This window comes from Paraburkholderia phymatum (assembly GCF_040965635.1).
Taxonomy (GTDB): Bacteria; Pseudomonadota; Gammaproteobacteria; order Burkholderiales; family Burkholderiaceae; genus Paraburkholderia; species Paraburkholderia phymatum_B.
Genome location: NZ_JBFRCH010000012.1, coordinates 121237 through 139363, shown reverse-complemented (window position 1 = coordinate 139363; position 18127 = coordinate 121237). Strand labels below are relative to the sequence as shown.

At 63.8% G+C, this 18127-nt stretch carries 14 protein-coding genes and 1 pseudogene; 6 read left to right on the top strand and 9 right to left on the bottom strand.

Translation table 11 applies throughout. The features are described from left to right. Positions 1 to 17: 17 nt before the first annotated feature. Positions 18 to 1412: a multidrug transporter subunit MdtD gene (gene mdtD, locus AB4Y32_RS21455; protein ID WP_439899818.1), complete on the bottom strand. Its 1395-nt coding sequence runs from the start codon at positions 1410 to 1412 to the stop codon at positions 18 to 20. A gap of 248 nt (positions 1413 to 1660) precedes the next feature. Here mdtD and AB4Y32_RS21450 point away from each other — a divergent pair. Next, positions 1661 to 1957: pseudogene (locus tag AB4Y32_RS21450) on the top strand (LysR family transcriptional regulator); the annotation flags it as partial. A 127-nt stretch (positions 1958 to 2084) separates the two neighbouring features. Here AB4Y32_RS21450 and AB4Y32_RS21445 read toward each other — a convergent pair. Beyond that, complete coding sequence (locus AB4Y32_RS21445; protein ID WP_368723266.1) at positions 2085 to 2774, bottom strand: HAD family hydrolase; 690 nt, start codon at positions 2772 to 2774, stop codon at positions 2085 to 2087. 516 nt (positions 2775 to 3290) lie between these two features. On the opposite strand from AB4Y32_RS21445, the gene AB4Y32_RS21440 reads away from it, so the two are divergent. Then, on the top strand, positions 3291 to 4103 hold the full coding sequence (locus AB4Y32_RS21440) for a DinB family protein (protein ID WP_368723265.1): 813 nt from the start codon (positions 3291 to 3293) through the stop codon (positions 4101 to 4103). Between the two features lie 171 nt (positions 4104 to 4274). Continuing rightward, positions 4275 to 4739 carry a GNAT family N-acetyltransferase gene (locus AB4Y32_RS21435; RefSeq protein ID WP_368723264.1) on the top strand — a complete coding sequence of 155 codons (465 nt, stop codon included), beginning with the start codon at positions 4275 to 4277 and terminating at the stop codon, positions 4737 to 4739. Between the two features lie 90 nt (positions 4740 to 4829). On the opposite strand, the gene AB4Y32_RS21430 is transcribed toward AB4Y32_RS21435, so the two are convergent. Both AB4Y32_RS21430 and AB4Y32_RS21425 read right to left on the bottom strand, forming a co-directional pair. Continuing rightward, positions 4830 to 5990 (bottom strand): branched-chain amino acid ABC transporter substrate-binding protein, encoded by a 1161-nt coding sequence (locus tag AB4Y32_RS21430; protein WP_368723263.1) that lies wholly within the window; start codon positions 5988 to 5990, stop codon positions 4830 to 4832. Between the two features lie 100 nt (positions 5991 to 6090). Next, on the bottom strand, positions 6091 to 7326 hold the full coding sequence (locus tag AB4Y32_RS21425; protein WP_368723262.1) for an NAD(P)/FAD-dependent oxidoreductase: 1236 nt from the start codon (positions 7324 to 7326) through the stop codon (positions 6091 to 6093). 377 nt (positions 7327 to 7703) lie between these two features. Between AB4Y32_RS21425 and AB4Y32_RS21420 the strand changes: the two genes are divergently transcribed. Further along, the gene (locus AB4Y32_RS21420) at positions 7704 to 9146 is read left to right on the top strand and encodes a PLP-dependent aminotransferase family protein (RefSeq protein ID WP_368723261.1); all 1443 of its coding nucleotides are present in this window, start codon (positions 7704 to 7706) and stop codon (positions 9144 to 9146) included. Positions 9147 to 9168: 22 nt separating this feature from the next. Here the strand turns inward: AB4Y32_RS21420 and AB4Y32_RS21415 are convergent, their stop codons facing one another. From AB4Y32_RS21415 to AB4Y32_RS21395, 5 genes are all read right to left on the bottom strand, one after another. Then, a complete protein-coding gene (locus AB4Y32_RS21415) occupies positions 9169 to 10359 on the bottom strand; it encodes a glycosyltransferase family 4 protein (protein WP_368723260.1) in 1191 nt (396 codons plus the stop codon). A gap of 289 nt (positions 10360 to 10648) precedes the next feature. After that, a complete protein-coding gene (locus AB4Y32_RS21410; RefSeq protein WP_368723311.1) occupies positions 10649 to 11719 on the bottom strand; it encodes an MBL fold metallo-hydrolase in 1071 nt (356 codons plus the stop codon). Positions 11720 to 11880: 161 nt separating this feature from the next. Beyond that, on the bottom strand, positions 11881 to 12534 hold the full coding sequence (locus AB4Y32_RS21405; RefSeq protein WP_152763456.1) for a peroxiredoxin: 654 nt from the start codon (positions 12532 to 12534) through the stop codon (positions 11881 to 11883). A gap of 214 nt (positions 12535 to 12748) precedes the next feature. Continuing rightward, a complete protein-coding gene (locus AB4Y32_RS21400; protein WP_368723259.1) occupies positions 12749 to 13483 on the bottom strand; it encodes a hypothetical protein in 735 nt (244 codons plus the stop codon). Between the two features lie 204 nt (positions 13484 to 13687). After that, positions 13688 to 14155, bottom strand: coding sequence for a hypothetical protein (locus AB4Y32_RS21395; protein ID WP_368723258.1), 468 nt, complete (start codon positions 14153 to 14155; stop codon positions 13688 to 13690). Between the two features lie 460 nt (positions 14156 to 14615). Between AB4Y32_RS21395 and AB4Y32_RS21390 the strand changes: the two genes are divergently transcribed. Together AB4Y32_RS21390 and AB4Y32_RS21385 are read left to right on the top strand one after the other, a co-directional pair. Next, complete coding sequence (locus AB4Y32_RS21390; RefSeq protein ID WP_368723257.1) at positions 14616 to 16361, top strand: FAD-dependent oxidoreductase; 1746 nt, start codon at positions 14616 to 14618, stop codon at positions 16359 to 16361. Positions 16362 to 16529: 168 nt separating this feature from the next. Next, complete coding sequence (locus AB4Y32_RS21385; protein WP_368723256.1) at positions 16530 to 18113, top strand: Na+/H+ antiporter; 1584 nt, start codon at positions 16530 to 16532, stop codon at positions 18111 to 18113. Positions 18114 to 18127 lie beyond the last annotated feature (14 nt).

The window sequence follows — 18127 nt, the reverse complement described above, 5'->3', positions numbered from 1 at the left end:
TGTTCAGCGGCGCACGATCAGCGCGCCGTGCGCGCGCGCGCCGCGACGGCAGGCCGCGCGGGCGGCACGTCGAGCCGACGGAACACGAGCGCCGACAGCAGCGTGATCAGGCCGACGCACACGAAGCTGAGCATGAAGCCCGTCGACGCCGAGCCCCATTGCGCGGAAAACAGGTTGACGAGCCCGCCGCCGATCGACACGCCAAGGCCGATCGCCAGCATCTGCACCATCGAGAAGAGACTGTTGCCGCTGCCCGCGTCCGCATGCGACAAACCTTTGAGCGTCACGCTGTTCATCGCGGCGAACTGCATCGAGTTCGCCGCGCCGAACACGGCAAGCAGCACGATTTCCAGCAACGGCGCCGAGTGCTTCGACACCAGCGCGAACGCCACGATCGTCGAGCCGACGATCACCGTGTTGACGGCTAGAAACGCCGAGTAGCCAAAGCGCTTGATCAGCGGCGCGATCCATCGCTTCGAGACAGTGCCCGCAATCGCGGCGGGCAGCATCATCAGACCCGAACGCAACGGCGAATAGCCGAGCTGCACCTGCATCAATAGCGGCAGCATGAACGGCACCGCGCTCGATCCGATCCGGCACAGCAGATTGCCGGCGAGTCCGACGCTGAAGTCCGGTTCGCTGAACAGCGCGAGCCTGAAGAGCGGCCGCTCGAACGAGCGAGCATGCGGAATGTACGCGAGCGCGGCAACGACGCCGGCCGCCGCGAGACCCGCCGACCATTCGATGCGATGCGTGCTCATCGGCGGATCGATCGCGAGCGAAAGCAGGATCATCGCGAGCGAGAGCAGTCCGCATCCGATGAAATCGAATGGCGGCGGATGCGTCGCGTGATCGTGCGGCAGATAGCGTTGCACGGCGAAGAGCCCGATCGCGCCGACGGGAACGTTGACGAGAAAAATCCAGTGCCACGAAATGGTCTGCGTGAGCCAGCCGCCCAGCGTCGGACCGACGATCGGCCCGACCTGTCCCGCGACCGACACGAACGCCAGTGCCGACACGTATTGCTCGCCGGGCACGCGGCGCAGCACGGCAAGCCGTCCGATGGGCAGCAGCATCGAGCCGCCGATGCCTTGCAGCACGCGCGCGATGACGAGTTGATCGAGGGTTTGCGCCCCGGCGCAGCACAGCGAGCCCAGCACGAAGACGAGAATCGCGGCGAAATAGACGCGGCGCGTGCCGAAGCGATCCGCGAACCAGCCGGATGCGGGCGTCAGCAGCGCCATTGTCAGCGTGTACGCGACGACGACGGGCTGCATCGCAAGCGGCGATGCGTGCAGGCTTTGCGCGATGGAAGGCAGCGCGGTGTTGACGATCGTCGTGTCCAGCGCCTGCATGAAGAATGCAGCGGCGACGATCCAGAGTAGCGCGGTGTGTGATGAGTCCCGGGTCATGATGAAGTTCGCAGAGGTGCGACCCGGCCGCTCATACGCCTGCGCTCAGCACGTATGTATTTCGGCGTCGCGGTGGTCGCACCTCGGAGACGGGCATTTCGGGCATTTCGGGCGTTTCGCGAATCGGGCCCGCTGTGTTTCTGATGGCCGGTTCGTCCACGTCAGCAGTCATGGTATCGATTTCAATGGCAATCGGGAAGCCGCCTGAAGGCGTTGACTGTCATCGCAAAAGCCGATGACAATGCGCGATGCTCAATCCACTCTGGCTCAAGACATTCGCGACCGTCACGAACTGCCGCAGCTTCACGGAAGCGGGCAAGCGTCTCGGCCTGAATCAGTCGAGCGTAAGCGAACACATCCGGCGCCTCGAAGAGAGCGTCGGCAGGCGGCTTTTCACGCGCGATACCCATTCGCTCGCGATGACAGCCGATGGCGAAGCGCTGCTCGTGCATGCCAACGTGATCCTGCAAGCCATCAATCGCGCGGAGTCGCAGTTTCGCAAGCCACGGCTGAAGGGGCGTGTGCGTCTCGGCACATCGGACGAGGCACGCTGCTCGAGCTGTTGCAGGGTAGCGATCTGAGCGGCGGCTGGATGAGCGAATGAACGTTCGGCCCGGTTGATGTGCTGAACGTGCTTGACGCGCGTATCGTCCGCGTCTTGCTTCGTCTGCTCTAGTTGCGTCTCTTCGCCGTCAATCCGTCGAAGTCGATCGACGTCAGTTCGCCGATCCGTTCGATCGTGATGTCGGGATCGGGATACTTCGCGGTCTCAGCTTCGTCGAGCGCATAGTGACCCTGCCGCGGAAAGATCGTGGTCAGCCGGTCGCCCCATTGCTCCTTCATTGCCGTAAGGATGCGCAGCTTGTCGTCGACCATCACATAGTGGCGTGCGGGAAAGTGCGCGATCACGTCGTCGAGCATCTGTTCCTTGTGGATGTAGATCAGCACCCGCCCTTCTACTTCGTCCCACAGTCCTGCGCGCGACACCTTGCGCGGCTGGAACACGACATCGCCATCCGAGAGAATCGCCGTCTTGCCGAACTGGCTCGCGTAGCGAAGCGCATCGAGCGCGCCTGGAAAAATGCGGTTGGCAAACGGATAGTCGATCAGATAGCACGACATCAGCAATAGCTGCGTGTCGTCCTGACGCTCATGACGATAGCGCTGCAATGCGCCGAGATAGTCCGCATATCCGAGTTCGCCGCGCAGGCCTTCGAAGATCTGCCAGTAGCGCGAGCTGTTTGCCTTGCCGAACTGGCGCATCATGTGCATCCGCAAATCCTGCAGCACGTGATCGTTGTCGAGCAGTGTGTTGTCGACATCGAACAGAAAGACAACGTCATTGCTTGATGGTGTGTTCATGCACGTTACCTCGCATCGGTCGTCTGTATCGATTGGGCAGGTCGGCGGGCGGTTTGTGCGCTGGTGCGCTCTGGCACTGGAGCGCGAAAGCTCGATGCAAGCACAGCGCGTGAGTGCCGCCTGCCGCCCACCGTGTTGCACTCGGAGCTTCTATGAAGCGCCGGAGTTCGCTGTCCCGGCCAACGCACAATCAGCGGAAAGACTAGCACTGTCGTCGAATATGTGTCGGTGAGGGTGACGGGAGAGGTTGGCGCGTTTTTACTTTCACGCGCTGCCGGCTCGGCTCTTGTGCGGCGCGTGAATCGGGTGTACTGGCCTCACGGCCTGTAGACCTGTGTAGCTGCGTAGCAGCCGTGGGAAGCGAGTTGCGGGGCAGACAGTTAGTTGCGCTTGCGCGAGTACGGTACGCGGAAAGCGGTCTACGAACGTGAATCGACGTGTGGCATGACTTGACGTGCCCTTGTCTAGTAACGTATCGGTTTGTGACGTTACTCGCTCCCGGCAGATCGGCTCCCCATGCACTCCCGCTTCGACCGCTTCAGAACGACCCCGCTCGGACAGCAGCTCGAAAGACTGCTCGTCGGGGCGAACCGCTACATCGAGTTTGCCGCTCTCTCGCGCGCGGGCGTTGCGGCTATCGCCGCCGTCACGAACGAGATCGAGGAGAAATTCCCGGAGGTCGAACAGGACACGACGGCGCGTCAGTTCTGCGGCGCAATGATCGCGGAAGTCATGCGGCAGCATGGCCACGAAGTCACGCACGCGCGCGGACGTGTCGGCGGTGCGCTGTTCAGCTATGGCGCGGTATTCAGCCCGCAGCCGATCTTGCTGCCATTCGCAGGCGTTATCGAAGCGCTCTCGCAGATGCCCGCCGCCGTCTCCGGTTTCGCCTCGCGCGTTTCCAATGCTCAGTGGTCACAGCGGCCGAAGGGCACGGGCTTTGCGCCCGTCGAGCACGCCTGTCACTTGCGCGATCTCGACGCGATCTTTGCAGACCGGATCGCGGCAGTCAGGACCCGGCATCTGCCCGTAATCGATTCCGTCGACGGAACGGTACTCGCGGAAGAACGCGACTATCTGCATCAGGACATGACGGCAGCCGTCAACGCGTTCGCGCAATCGCGCAAGCATCTATGCACGATGCTCAAGAAGCTGAAGCCCGAGCAACTCGCGCGTTGCGGCCTGCGCGACGGCACGAGGCGCATGACGCTCGAAGAGCTTGTGCGCGAACTTCTCGATCACGACCGCACGCACCGTCTGGAAATGGATGAACTCGAGGCAGAACTGAAGCAGACACAGAATCGACGCAAAGGACAGAAAAGAGCATGAACACTCGTCCTCCCGTCGTTTTCATTCATGGCTTTTTCGGTCCGCTGGGCGTGATGCACCGCGCTCGCGCACACGACGCGCCCGCAGCTTCATCGCCATCCACTGGACATCCAGCGTGCTATCGTCCTATCAAAGGACCGGCGACTCGCCCGCTTGCCTCCCAACGTCTCGATGACAGCCATCCAACCCGCCCGCTTCCCCGATGATCTCGACGCCGTGCGCGCCATCTTCCGCGAGTACGTGGACAGCCTCGGCGTCGATTTGTCGTTTCAGGCGTTCGATGCGGAACTGGCTTCGCTGCCCGGCAAATACGCGCCTCCAGCCGGCGCGATTCTGCTCGCGTGGCGCGATGACCGCGTGATCGGCTGCGTCGCGCTGCGGCCGTTCGAATACGACATCTGCGAAATGAAGCGCCTCTATGTGCGTCAGGAAGGCCGTGGCGAGCAACTCGGCAGACGTCTTGCGCAAGCCGTCGTGCATGCGGCCCGAGAAGCGGGCTACAGGAAGATGCGGCTCGATACGCTGCCGACCATGCAGGCAGCCCAGCAGCTTTACGCGTCGCTCGGGTTCAGGCCCATCTCGGCGTATGTGTTCAATCCCGTCGAGGGCACGCGTTTTCTCGAACTGGATTTGTGAAGCGGTCCATTGCGCTTCGATGCGTCAGCGGCAGTTAAAGCAGCGGCGGCGCGCGCAATACACGCCGCGCCGCCATGGCTCAGCCCACGATCAGACTCCGCCCCCAACGGTCTTGATGCTCTTCCACTGCCCCTGCTCGACCTGGAACAGCGTATAGGGCGGCTTGATCAGATCGCCGTAGGGATCGAACGTGATCTTGCCCGTCACGCCCGTCAGCGAAACCTTGGCGAGACTGTCGACGATCTTCTGCCTGTCGAGTGAATTCGCATCGTGGATCGCCTTCAGCATCGCGAGCGCGGCGTCATACGCAAACGGCGCGTACAGTTCGACGTCCTGGTTGAAGCGCGCCTTGTAGCGCTTGCCGAAGTCCTGCGCGGCGGGCAGCTTGTCGAGCGCGGGACCGGGTTCGAGATCCTGCGTGCGTTCGCCGGAAGCGCCGGCGATCTGCAGGAACGCGTTGCTCTTCAGCGCGCCCGCGCCGAACAGTTGCGTCGTCATGCCGAGCGAGCGCATCTGCTTGACCAGCATCGCGCCCTGTTCGTCGAGTCCGCCGAAGAAGATCAGATCGACATTCTTGCTCTTCAGTGAAGTCAGGATCGCGCGGAAGTCGACGGCCTTGTCGTTCGTGAATTCGCGATCGACGATATTGCCGTTCGCTTCCTTCGCGCCTTTTTCGAACGCATCGGCAAGGCCCTGGCCGAACGCCGTGCGGTCGTCGATGATGCCGATCCGCTTGGCCTTCATCTGCTCGACGACGAAGTGCCCCGCCACCACGCCGCCCACGCCGTCATGCCCCATCGTGCGGAACACGTTCTTGAAGCCCTGCTTCGTGAGTTGCGGATTGGTCGAGCCCGGCGTGATCATCGCGACGTTGGCGTTGTGGTACACCGCGGACGCGGGAATGCTGCACCCCGAGTTGTAATGGCCGATCACGCCGACCACGCCATCGTCGACCAGCTTTTGCGCGACCTGGATCGCGACGCGCGGATCGGCCTGGTCGTCCTGCACGTCGAGCACGAACTTGACGGGCTTGCCGGCGACGGTCGGATGCTTCGCGTTCTCTTCGTCGATGGCGAGTTGCGCGCCGTATTGCAGGTCCTTGCCGACCCGCGCGACGGGCCCCGTCAGCGGGCCGACAAAACCGATCTTGACCACTTCCGGATCGGCGGCCGATGCAACTGAAGCAGCGAACGAAGCATGCGCTGCAAGAGCGCACACCGCCAGCCTGATGATCCATGTACGTCGATTCATGATGCGCTCCTGTCGATGGAAAATGCCGCGCTTTGCCTGTCGACTGACCCGATGCGCGACGCGTCGAAGTCGTCCCTGTGTGTCTGTTCCGAATGTCAGTTCAAAACCGGGTTGCCGCGTAGCGGGTCAGGTCGAGCGGCGGCGCGCGCCGCGCGACAAGATCCGCGACGATGCGCCCGCTCACGCCCGCCAATGTCAGCCCGAGATGCTGATGTCCGAATGCGTAGATCACGCGCTCGCTCGCGCTTGCGCGGCCGAGCACGGGCACGCCGTCGGGCAGCGTGGGCCGGAAGCCGAGCCACGTGCTGTCGGGCTGCCGCAATGCGGGCAACGCGCGCTTCGACGAGAACGTCAGCAAGTCGAGCAGCGAACGGTTGCGCACATCGCTGAAGCCGCCCAGCTCGACCGTGCCGGCCACGCGGATGCCTTCGTCCATCGGTGTCATGTAAAAGCCGCGCTCGGCCCAGCCGACCGGCCGCGAAATCAGTTGCGACGCGCCGCGATAGCGCACGTGATAGCCGCGCTCGGTATCGAGCGGCACGCGGTCGCCGCATTGCGCCGCGAACTTCGCCGAGCGCGCGCCCGTCGCGACGACGACATGATCGAAGCGGCGCGGCGTGCCGTCGTCCGTCGTCAGCGTGACACCGTCCGATGCGGGCGTCAGCGCGCTCACGCTCCTGCGTTCCAGCTCGAGGCCGCGCGCTGCGAGCACGTCGTAGAGCAACAGCAGAAAGCCCTGCGGATCGGAGAAATGCCAGCTGTCGCGAAAGAGCACGCCGCGCTCGAAGATCGGCGCGAGCGAAGGCTCCAGGCCGCGCACCTCTTCGCCCGACAACACGTCGAACGACACGCCCAGCTGCTCGCGCAGATTCAGCGAAGCGCGCGACGCATCGAACGACGCGCCGCTCGAATACAGATACAGGCACTCGCGCGGCCGCACGAACTTCGCCAGCTCGCGCTCTTCGAGCAACAACGGCGCATAGCCCGCCTGCGCCTGCGCAAGCAGCGCGGCGAGCGCGCTCGCGCTTGCTTCATAGCGGCGCTGCGTCGAGTTGATCATGAAGCGCACGAGCCACGGCAGCACGTGCGGCAGATAACTCCAGCGCAAGCGGAACGGACTCTCGCTCGACAGCAGAAAGCGCGGCAGATCGCGGAACACCGACGGGTTGTTCACGGGAATGCAGCCATACGGCGCGAACGTGCCCGCGTTGCCGAACGACGCACCCTGCGCGACGCCGGACGGATCGAACAGCGTCACGCGGTGCCCGTCGCGCATCAGCCAGCCGGCGCTCGCAAGCCCGATGAAACCCGCGCCGACAATGCCCACTTCCGCCATCAACGCTCTCCTTGCATCGCGCGTGCGTCGGCAGCGAGATGGCCCGTGCGCGTGCCTTCATTTGCGGTGCGCCGTTTAGCGCCCCGCGATGCGCGCCCGTTTGTCCTGCTCTCTGCCATGCGTAATCTCCGTCCAGCCCGATCCGGCAATACAAAAGCCACACAAAATCTGCTCAACCTGACTCAAAGAATCACACAACATTTTTTTGTGTGCAATTAAAAGGCTCATTGTGTGGTCCAGGACTTTCCCTGGCCGAGTTGGGCGCGTTCCTTGCCGCACCCGAAAATCACGGCAAGGACGCACATCTGGTATAAAATCCGGCCAACTGGCACAAACAGGCAGACAAAGCCTGTTTTGTATGGAGACAAGGCAAGACAATGGCTTCCAGCAAACCCAAGGCAGCGGACAGTAATGGTGCGACAGTCGAAGTCGACCAGACAAACGGCGACCAGGTCCAGACAAAACGCGCGACCTACATCGAGGTGTCGGCGTCGATCGAAGATGAGATTCGCGGCGGCGTCTATCCGCCGGGTAGCCGCTTGCCGCCGCAACGTCAGCTGGCGACGGAGCTTGGCATCAACGTGTCGACGGTTTCGCGCGCGTACAAGGAATTGCAGCTGCGCGGGCTCGTGATCGGCAGCAAGCGGCGCGGCTCGCTCGTGACAGGCGGCGCGATGCCGCGCGTCGAAACGGCTGCCGCGCCCAACGCCGCACCGGGCAGCGCAATCGACCTGACCGTCAACCGGCCCGCGACGGGTGAATTCCTGGCGTGCCTCGCTGCCACGCTCGCCGGGTTGCCGCGCGACCCGCGCTATGCGTCGCTACAGGAATATCAGCCGCCGCAGGGGCCCACATGGGCGCGGGCCGCCGGCGCGCAGTGGACGGCCGCGCCCGGATTCACGCCGTCGCCGGAGCATCTTGTCGTGACGAGCGGCGCGCAGCATGGCCTGTATGCCGTGCTCAACAGCCTGATCGGCACGGACGGCGTGATCATCGCCGACCGCCTCACGTATTACGGCCTGAAAGCGCTCGCGCCCGTGTTCCAGTTCGAAATCGTCAGCGTGCCGAGCGACCGCGACGGGCTCATCACCGATGAGGTGGAGCGCATCTGCAGTCGCGTGCCCGTCAAGGCGATCTTCACCGTGCCGAATCTGCAGAACCCGACCGTGACGACGATGAGCCTCGAACGGCGCGTGGCGCTCGTCGACATCGCGCGCCGCTATGGCGTCGCGATCATCGAGGACGATGTCTACGGTCCGCTCGTTTCGCAGCGTCTGCCGACGCTCGCGAGCCTGTGCCCGGAGCTGACGTTTCATATCGCCGCGACCTCGAAGATTCTTGCGCCGGGGCTGCGGCTCGGTTATCTGCTGAGCCCGCCCGAGCGGTCTGCGCTCGCCGCCGAGGCCGTGCGCACGACCGCATGGATGCCCGCGCCGATGTCGATGCTGATCGCGACGATGTGGATCGAAGACGGCACCGCGCGCCGCATCATGGACGCGCAACTCGCGGAGATTCGCGTGAGGCACGATCTGGCGCGTCAGATTCTGCCTCAGGAATGGCTGGACTCCGACCCCGCGTGCATGTTCGTGTGGCTCAGGCTACCGCCGCCGTGGCGCGCGGACGACTTCGCCGCCAACGCGAAAGCGCGCGGCGTGGTCGTGATGCCTTCGTCGGCGTTCGCGGTGGACCGGGCCGAAGTCGAGCACGGCGTGCGCATCAACCTTGCGTGCGCGTCGTCGCGCGAGCAGCTGGTGAGCGCGCTGCAAACGCTCGCCCAAGCGCTGCGCGATCGTCCTCGCGCGTTGTTCGGCACGATCTGACTTTGCGCCGCAAGCTGCGCGGCTAGCGCTTCGCGGAAATGAGGACGCGCCGCTCGGAACACAGAAGCCGGTCGGCCAGTTCCATCAGGTTGGCGGCGAACATCGAAGGACTCCATTTGTCCACGGTCTGTCTGGCCCGCTTCGACAGCGCATCCCGTAGCACGTCGTTCAGCGCCAGCATCTGCATTTTCTCCGCGAGCGCATCCGCGTTGCCTGGCTCGACGACGAATCCGTTCACGCTGTCTTTCACGAGTTCGTCCGCTGCTCCGCATGTCTGCGTGACGATCGCCGTCTTCGACGCGGCGAATGCCTCGTTGACGCACAGCCCCCACTGATCGAACTCGCTGCCGAGCACCATGAAGTCGCACAACGCATACACGGCGGGCATCTGCGCATTCGGGATGGGATCGAGAAAGCGCACGTTCTTGTCGAGCTGCATGCTCGACACGCGTCCTTCGATCGCGCGCATATCGGGCCCATGTCCGACCAGCACCAGCGAAATGCCTCTATCGGCGAGCCCCGTGAGCGCGTACGCATCGACCACCACGTCGACGTTCTTGCGCGGCACGAAACGGCTGACGCATAGCACGTAGCGCCTAGGCAACGCGTAACGCCGCCGCGTTTCGGATTCGGAAGCGCGCGCATTGTCCGCGAGCCGCGCGAAGCGCTCGACGTCGATCACGTCGAAGCCCACGCGCGAGCGTTCGAGCGGAATGCCGAGCGTCTGCGCATAGGCGCGATGCCGTTCCCCCGCGACGAGCGCGCCGTCGAAGCGGCACACGAGCGACCGCTTCAGGCGTTCCTTGAAGCGGCGCCTCACGCCGTCATCGAGCTTCGAATCGGACATGTAGATGATGCGAAACGTGCCCGCTGTCCGTCGGATCAGATAGAGCCACAGCGAGTAAGGCGTGTGATAGCCGAGCGTGACGACCACATCGGGCCGCAGCGTTCGCGCGATGCCGGCGAGCTTGTACGCGACGCTGGGCCAGCGTCCGCCCGCATCGGTGATGTCGGGTTCGAGGGTGACGGCGCGCGCGGGCTCTTTGCCGAAGAAGGCGTCGCGGGTCAATTGAGGGAAGGCGTAGACGCCCGAGCGTCCAAAGATCTCGACGAGGAAAATCTCGTCGCCTCGCCGCTCGACGAGCTTCTTCAGCGCTTCGTATCGCGGCACATGGTAGTCACCCAGATGCCCGATTACAAACATCATACGCATGCACACCCTCCAGACCGATGTTGACGATGAACGCCGACGATTGCTCGAACGGATGCTGTCGGCAGACCTTAACTCAACAGGCGGGGCATGCATGTGTCCAATCTGGCACCGCGTCCGAAAACAGCGATGGATTGGCAAAAGGAACATAGATATGACGAGCGCCACGTGGCGGCATGTGGCGGGAACATAAGGGCGGATACGGCCGACAAGGTCGTCATATCACCGCCAGACGGAGCGGATTCGACCCAGGCGGTAAGTGACAACTACAAGAAATCGAAATCGGCGCGTGCTACACGCCGCCGTTCTCGACGACGCGCCCTTCGGCGCGCCAGCGCAGCATTCCGCCCGCGAGATTGGCGACGTCTTCGAATCCGGCCTGACGCAGAATCACAGTCGCCTGAGCGGAACGGCCGCCCGCGCGGCAGACGGTAACGATGGGGCGCTCGTTGCCGATTTCCTTCGCGCGCCCAGCCAGTTCGCCGAGCGAGATCAGCTTCGCTTCGGGAATGCGGCCGAGCGGTCCGTCGTATTCATCGCGCTCGCGCACATCGATGATCTGCACCAACTGCAGATGTTCTTCGAGCCATTGCGGATGGATTTCCCAGATACCGGCGAACGTGTACGTCAAAGGCGCCCAATCCGGTTCGGGCTTTTTCGACGGATCGCTTGCCGCGACACCGCATTTCATGTTCGCGGGCACGGCGACGTCGATCTGCCGTGGATGCGCAAGCCCGAGGTTCGTCATATAGCCCGCGAAATCGTCCTCGCACAACTCGCCGCCCAAACGCGGATTGAAGCGCCGCTCTTCGGCGACGCTCGTCACCGTGAGGCCGCGATAGTCGTGCGCCGGATAGAGCAGACACGTCTCGGGCAACGAGAAAATCTGCTCGTGCACCGCGCGAAAGAGCGCATGCGGATTGCCCTGCTGGAAGTCGGTTCGCCCGGTGCCGCGAATCAGCAGACAGTCGCCCGTGAATGCCATCGACTGGTCGTCGAGCACGAGGCTGATGCAGCCACTCGTATGGCCGGGCGTGGCGCGCACTTCGAGATGGCGCGCCCCGAACGCGATCGTGTCGCCGTGCTTCAGATAGCGGTCCGCGCCTTGCGCATCGCTTGCCGCCGATATCGCAATCTGGCTGCCCGTGCGCTGCTTCAGCATCCATGCGCCCGTCACGTGATCGGCGTGAACGTGCGTGTCGATCGTATAAAGCAGACGCAGTCCGAGTTCGTCGAGCAGCGCTGCATCGCGCCGCGCCTGTTCGAAGACGGGATCGACGAGCACGGCCTCGCGCGCGCCGCCATCGGCGAGCAGATAGGTGTAGGTCGACGATTGCTGGTCGAACAGCTGTCTGAAGATCAACACGCTCATGTTCTCTCGACTTGTATCAGGAAGCGCCGTGGCGTCGGCTTCGCAGCCTTGCTCCGTTCATGCGGCCATTGCCGTCATCGTCGTGTCAAGCGGGTATCGCGCCGATACGCGCACGCTTCGAACGCGCGCGCATCGGCGTATGGGTCAACGTCTCACTTCGGCTGCTGCACGTAGCGCAGATAAGGCTTCAGCGTCTTGAAGCCCTGCGGATACTTCTCTTTGGCGGCATCGTCGGAGACGGAAGTCGGAATGATGACATCGTCGCCCGGCTTCCAGTTCACAGGCGTTGCGACGGTATGTTTCGCCGAGAGCTGCAGCGAATCGAGCAGACGCAGCACTTCGTCGAAATTGCGGCCCGAGCTCATCGGATAGACGAACATCGCCTTGACCTTCTTGTCCGGTCCGATCAGAAACACCGCACGTACCGTTGCGTTGTCGACGGCCGTGCGCGGACCGCCGCTCGCGTTCGGGTGGATCATGTCGTACAGCTTCGCGACGTGCAGATCCTCGTCGCCGATCATCGGATAGTTGATCGCATGGCCCTGCGTCTCTTCGATGTCCTTGACCCACTTCGTGTGATCGCTGACGGGATCGATGCTGAGTCCGATGATCTTCGTGTTGCGCTTTTCGAATTCAGGCTTGAGCCCCGCCATATAGCCCAGCTCCGTCGTGCAGACAGGCGTGAAGTCCTTCGGATGCGAAAACAGGATCGCCCAGCTGTCGCCGATCCATTCATGAAAACGGATCGTGCCTTCGGTGGTTTCCGCAGTGAAATCGGGAGCTTCTTCTCCTAGTCGAATCGCCATCTTCATCCTCCATAAGAAAGGTGCGAGCAGTTGCTTCAATGAACCGCCGCTACTGTCCCCGAACGGCGGCAATACATACGGATTGAAACGTTCAGCGCATAGCTTATATAGCGTAGAACAATTTACAGCTTTCGCGAACCGGATGTGAGCGAGCGCTTTTTTGCGGCGTGGACGGTGAGGCGCGCTCAAGAAAGGCAAGTGGTGATTCGCTGCATCACATCGCGCCACCCGTGCCGGATGAAGGCGACGATGCCGCCGTGAACGGACGCGCCTGGCCCGCCGTCGACATCAACGAGACGGCGGCAGGATCGGGCATGCCGTTCGCGTCGATCGCACCCGCTTTCGCGAGCGCTTCGAGATCGCTGTCGACGCCCGCTTGCCCGACGACAAACGGTGTCGTGAGAAACGCGGGCACCGTCAGCGTGACAGCATAGCGCTGCTGCAGATTCGTCACGACAGCCGATTGCGCGGCCAGCACGTCGTCCTGGTTCGACAGCACCTTCTGGAACTGCGCGTTGCCCGGGAAGCCCGTGATCAGATTGGCCTCGCTCGTACCCAGTTGCGCGGCAAGGTACACGAGCATCAACTCGGTCTCGGGCGTCGTATTGAAGGTGCCGCTGGCGAACGCAGGCGCATGCAGCGTCGTATTGGCGGAGGTCACGGTAACGATGCACGGAGGGGTCGCATTGAACGTGAAGCTGTAGTGTCCGCCGCCGTCCGACAGCATGGAGCCCGAACCCTGCGCGCAACTGGCGCTCACCGTCGCGCTGGCCAGCGCCCTGCCCGTCGCGGCCGTACCGGACAACGTGACGCTTTGCGTGCTCGAACCCGTGCAGCTGTCGAACCCGATGCAAAAGCTGCCGCCGCCGCACGCGCCGAGCGCCGCGAGCGAAGCCGCGCAAAGCGCAGCCAACATTGGGCGAACGAAACGCGCATCGCGAATGGTCATGGGCCGTCTGCCGTCGATGGAAGCGATCACGAGTGAGACCCGCGCAAGCAAACGAACAAAACAGGCGGGCACTGCTCGTGATTCTAGGCCCGATCCGCAAAGCCGTTCGCGCAAGGGCGCCGATCGGCCCGTCGGTTCGGCCGCTTCAGCGAGGCACGCAGTCGTTACGGCGCGAACGGTTCGCGACCGTCGACGTCGCCGGCGCTACTGAATCCGCTCCGTCAGCCGGCCGACGAACTTCCAGCCGCGCTCCTGGCTCCACATGTACGTGAAGCCGGTCGGCCCGTCGATGAACACCGTCAGCGGCTTGCTGGGCGATTGCTCGAAGCCGGGGTCTTCGGTGGAATGCGATACGTCGACGGGCCCGACACGCTCGGAGACCTGCTCCGCAGTGGTCGCAGCCGGGTTCGCGCTCCATCCGTCATTGGCCGCGTACGTCAGCCGCACGGCGCTGCCTGTCGGCGACTGGACCAGCAACGTCAGTTGTCCGTTGCCCGCCGACGCCGCATTGACACAAGGCGCGGCAACGTTGGGAGCGACAGGTTCCGTCGCAATGTTCGACACGGCCCCTTCGCTTGCGGCCGCCAAAGCCATTGAACTCATCGCGCCAAGAGTCGCGGCCAGTAATCCACGGAGTACGAACGCGGCAGCATATGTATCGGAATGTTCCATGCTGTCCTCCCGCTGGGTGATCCGACGAAAAAACCAGCGCGGGACTTCAGGCATCGAGAGCGGCCGCGCGTTCGACTGCGAACGTCGACGCGGAGCGACGAATACGCGATACGTGTGGCTCAGTGCAGTGTCCGGCGCCATCGTCTGCTAGACGATCCGCGCGCGAGCGAATGAAAGGGGAAGGAAACAGAATCGGGTATACCCGTTCACACGAATAGGCTCGCCGATAATCGGGCATCGAGCGTGAGGCGTTTGGTCGCCTCTTGGCTGCGCACGGCAACTCGATTACTCTGTTGAAAGCAATCGCACAGGCAGCCCCGCATGCAGTCTGTTTTGCGCGCACAGCCCGCTGCCCGAGACAGGCAAGCGAAAATCTTTCGCAGCCATTCCACTTTTGTTCGACGTTGCGGAGCCTCCGGCTGCCTGGCGGCGCCCGTCAGCCGCTTGAGGAGAAGCCGCGATGAGCATCGAATCAACGCCCGAAAACGGCGCGTCTAATCAGCAGCATGCAGCGGACGCGAGCCGCACGATCGACGACGGCACGCTCGCCGAAGACCCGAGCGTGCGCGACCATCCGCGTTACCAGCAGATGTTTCCCGTCCTTTCGGATGCGGAGATCGACCGCGTGCGCCGCTTCGGCAATCTGTGCCGTTACGCGAAGGGCGAGTTGCTCTATCGCGCGGGACATCTCTGTCCAGGCGTGTTCGTCGTGCTGTCGGGCAAGGTCCGCATCGTCGGGCGCGACGGCCTCGGTCACGAGCGGATCATCCACACGTACACGAAGCGCGGCGAGTTCACGTCGGACGTCACGCAGCTCTCCAGCAAGCCAGCCGTCGTCGACGCGCATGTGGTCGAAGATGTCGAAGCGATCTTGCTTCGACCCGACGAACTCAGCGCGATGATGATCAGCGAAGCCGATCTCGGCGAAAAGATCATGCGCGCGCTGATTCTGCGGCGCGTGCTGGTGATCGAACGCGGACACGGCGTCGTGCTCGTCGGCCCTTCCGGTAATGCACGGCTGCTCGCATTGCAGAACTTCCTGCGCCGCAACGTGTTTCCGAGCCTGACGCTCGATGCGCAGCAGGACGCCGAAGCCATCGCGTTGCTCGAACGGCTGACGCCGCAGCCCGACGACTTTCCTCTCGTCGTGTGTCCGAACGGCACGGTGCTGCGCAACCCGGACGAAGGGCAGCTCGCGTCGTGCCTCGGGCTGATACCCGAGTTCGATCCGACGCATGTCTACGATGTGGCGATCGTCGGCGCGGGACCGGCGGGTCTCGCGACAGCCGTGTATGCCGCATCCGAAGGACTGTCGGTTGCGGCGCTCGATTGCCGCGCCCCTGGTGGCCAGGCGGGTACGAGCTCGCGCATCGAGAACTATCTGGGCTTTCCGACGGGCATCACGGGCCAGGCCCTCGCGGGACGCGCGTTCGTTCAGGCGCAGAAATTCGGCGCGCACATCGGCATTCCGTGCGAAGTCAAAGCACTGTTTTGCGACAGCCAGCCGCCATCGATCGAGCTTGCCGACAAGCGCCGCATCACTGCGCGCACGGTCGTCATCGCGAGCGGCGCCGAGTACCGGCGTCCCGATGTCGAGGGCCTGGCGCGCTTCGAAGGTGCCGGCGTCTATTACTGGGCGACGCCCATCGAGGCGAGGCTGTGCCGCAAGGAGCCCGTGCTGCTGGTCGGCGGCGGCAATTCCGCGGGGCAGGCGGCCGTGTTTCTCGCATCGCACGCCGAGCACGTGCATATGTTCATTCGCGGCGCGAATCTCGCGCACAGCATGTCGCACTACCTGGTCGAGCGGATCACGTCGCTGCCGAACGTCACGCTGCATACGCGGATCGAACTGACGGCGCTCGAAGGCGATGCGCGGCTCGAACGCATCCACTATCGCGGCGCGGGCGGCATCGAAGGCAGCATGACGGCACATCATCTGTTCGTCTTTATCGGCGCCGAGCCGAATACGGGCTGGCTCAAGACCTGCGGCGTATCGCTCGACAGCAAAGGCTTCGTGCTGACAGGCCCCGACATTCCCGGCTCCGGCCTGCAATCGCAATCGTTGCAGACGAGCGTCGACGGTGTCTTTGCGATCGGTGACGTTCGCTCGGGGTCGACGAAGCGCGTCGCGTCGGCCGTGGGCGAAGGTGCCGCCGTCGTCGCGCAGATTCACCGCTTTCTCGCCGATACAAGGCAAACGCATTAGCCGCCTTCGCGTCGCATCGACGCCGCGACGCACGCTTGCGTCAGCAAGCTATCGATTTATCAGGCCGCCGCGAGCTCTGCTGCGCAACCGTTTCGCGTCGTGCATGATCTCGCCGTCTGCATCGTGCAGTCCAGGTTCAAACCGATAAAACGCCTAACAGGGGGAATCATGTCGGCTGTGTCGGCATTCAAACTGGTGCTGCTTTCGATGATGGCGATCGTCGCGCTGGAACTCGTCGCGAAGCGCCTGCGCCTGCCGCCCGCGGCAGCGCTGCTGGTGGGCGGCGCCGCCATGGCATTCGCGCCGGGCCTGCCTCCCGTCATGCTCGATCCCGACCTCGTGCTGATCGTGCTCCTGCCGCCGCTGCTGATGGACGGCGCGTACTACTTCGTGTGGACCGACTTCAAGCGGCACCTCACGCCGATTCTGCTGTTCGCGATCGGCGCGGTCGCGTTCACGACGTGGATCGTCGGTGTGGTCGTGCATCTCGTCGTGCCGTCGTTGCCGTGGGCCGTCTGCTTCGCGCTGGGCGCCGTCGTGTCGCCGCCCGACGCGATCGCCGCGAAGGCCGTGCTCGAACGCGTCGCGTTACCGCGCCGCCTGATGGTGCTGCTCGAAGGCGAGAGCCTGCTCAACGACGCGGCGGGCCTCGTGCTGTTCCGCTTCGCGATCGCCGCCGCGCTGACGGGCGCGTTCAGCGCAACGCATGCCGTGCTGAGTTTCACGGGACTCGCGCTCGGCGGCATTGCGGTGGGCGGTGCCGTGGGCTATGCGCTCGTGTGTCTGCTGCGGCTGCTCGACGATGACTATCTGATCATCACGACGGCCGTGATTTCCGCGTGGGTCAGCTACATTGCAGGCGAAATGCTCGGCGTGTCGAGCGTCATTTCGACGGTGACGTGCGGCATGCTGCTCGGCTGGCATCAGCATGAAGTGTTTTCAGCGACCGTGCGAACGCGAGGCACGGCCTTCTGGCAGGTCGTCGTGTTCGTCTTCGAAGCGCTCGTGTTCGTGTTGATCGGATTGTCGCTGCGCGGCGTGATGCTGCGGCTCGGCGGCCTTCAGAATGCGATCGCGCTGCTCGGTCCCGCGACGATGGCGACCGTCATCACCGTCGTCGTATCGCGTTGCGTGTGGAGCTTCGGCATCGAAGCGATCAAGGCGACGCTCCATCGCATCTCGAAGCACCTTTCACGCCCCGCCGACTGGCGTTCCGCAACCATCGTGAGCTGGGCGGGGATGCGCGGCGTCGTGACGCTCGCGATTGCGCTCTCGCTGCCCGAAACGATACCGGGCCGCGACCTGATTCTGTTCTCCGCGTTCGTCGTCATTCTCGTGACGGTGCTGCTGCAAGGCACGACCATCGGTTTCGTGATTCGAGCCGTCAGGCCATCCGGCGATGCGCACGCGCACGCCTATCTGACGGAGCCCCAGGCGTGGGCGAGGCTCGAAGCGGCGCAACTGGAGGCAATCAAACCGCTCGTCTATGCGCCGGACGGCGCGGTGCTTCATCCGCGCCTGCTCGAGCAATACACGTATCGCGCGCAAATTACGCGGGCGCACGAGAACGCGGAGAGCTTTCCCGTCGAAGCCCGTAATGCGCACTATGACGTCGTGCTGGCGGCCATCGCGGGCGGACGCGCGGAGCTGTTGCACATGCATCGGAAAGGCCTGATCCACGACGAGCTGCTGCATGTGCTCGAACACGATCTGGATTTGCAGGAGATGTCCTCGCGGCACGCGCGCGGATAGAAGCCGGCGCGCCC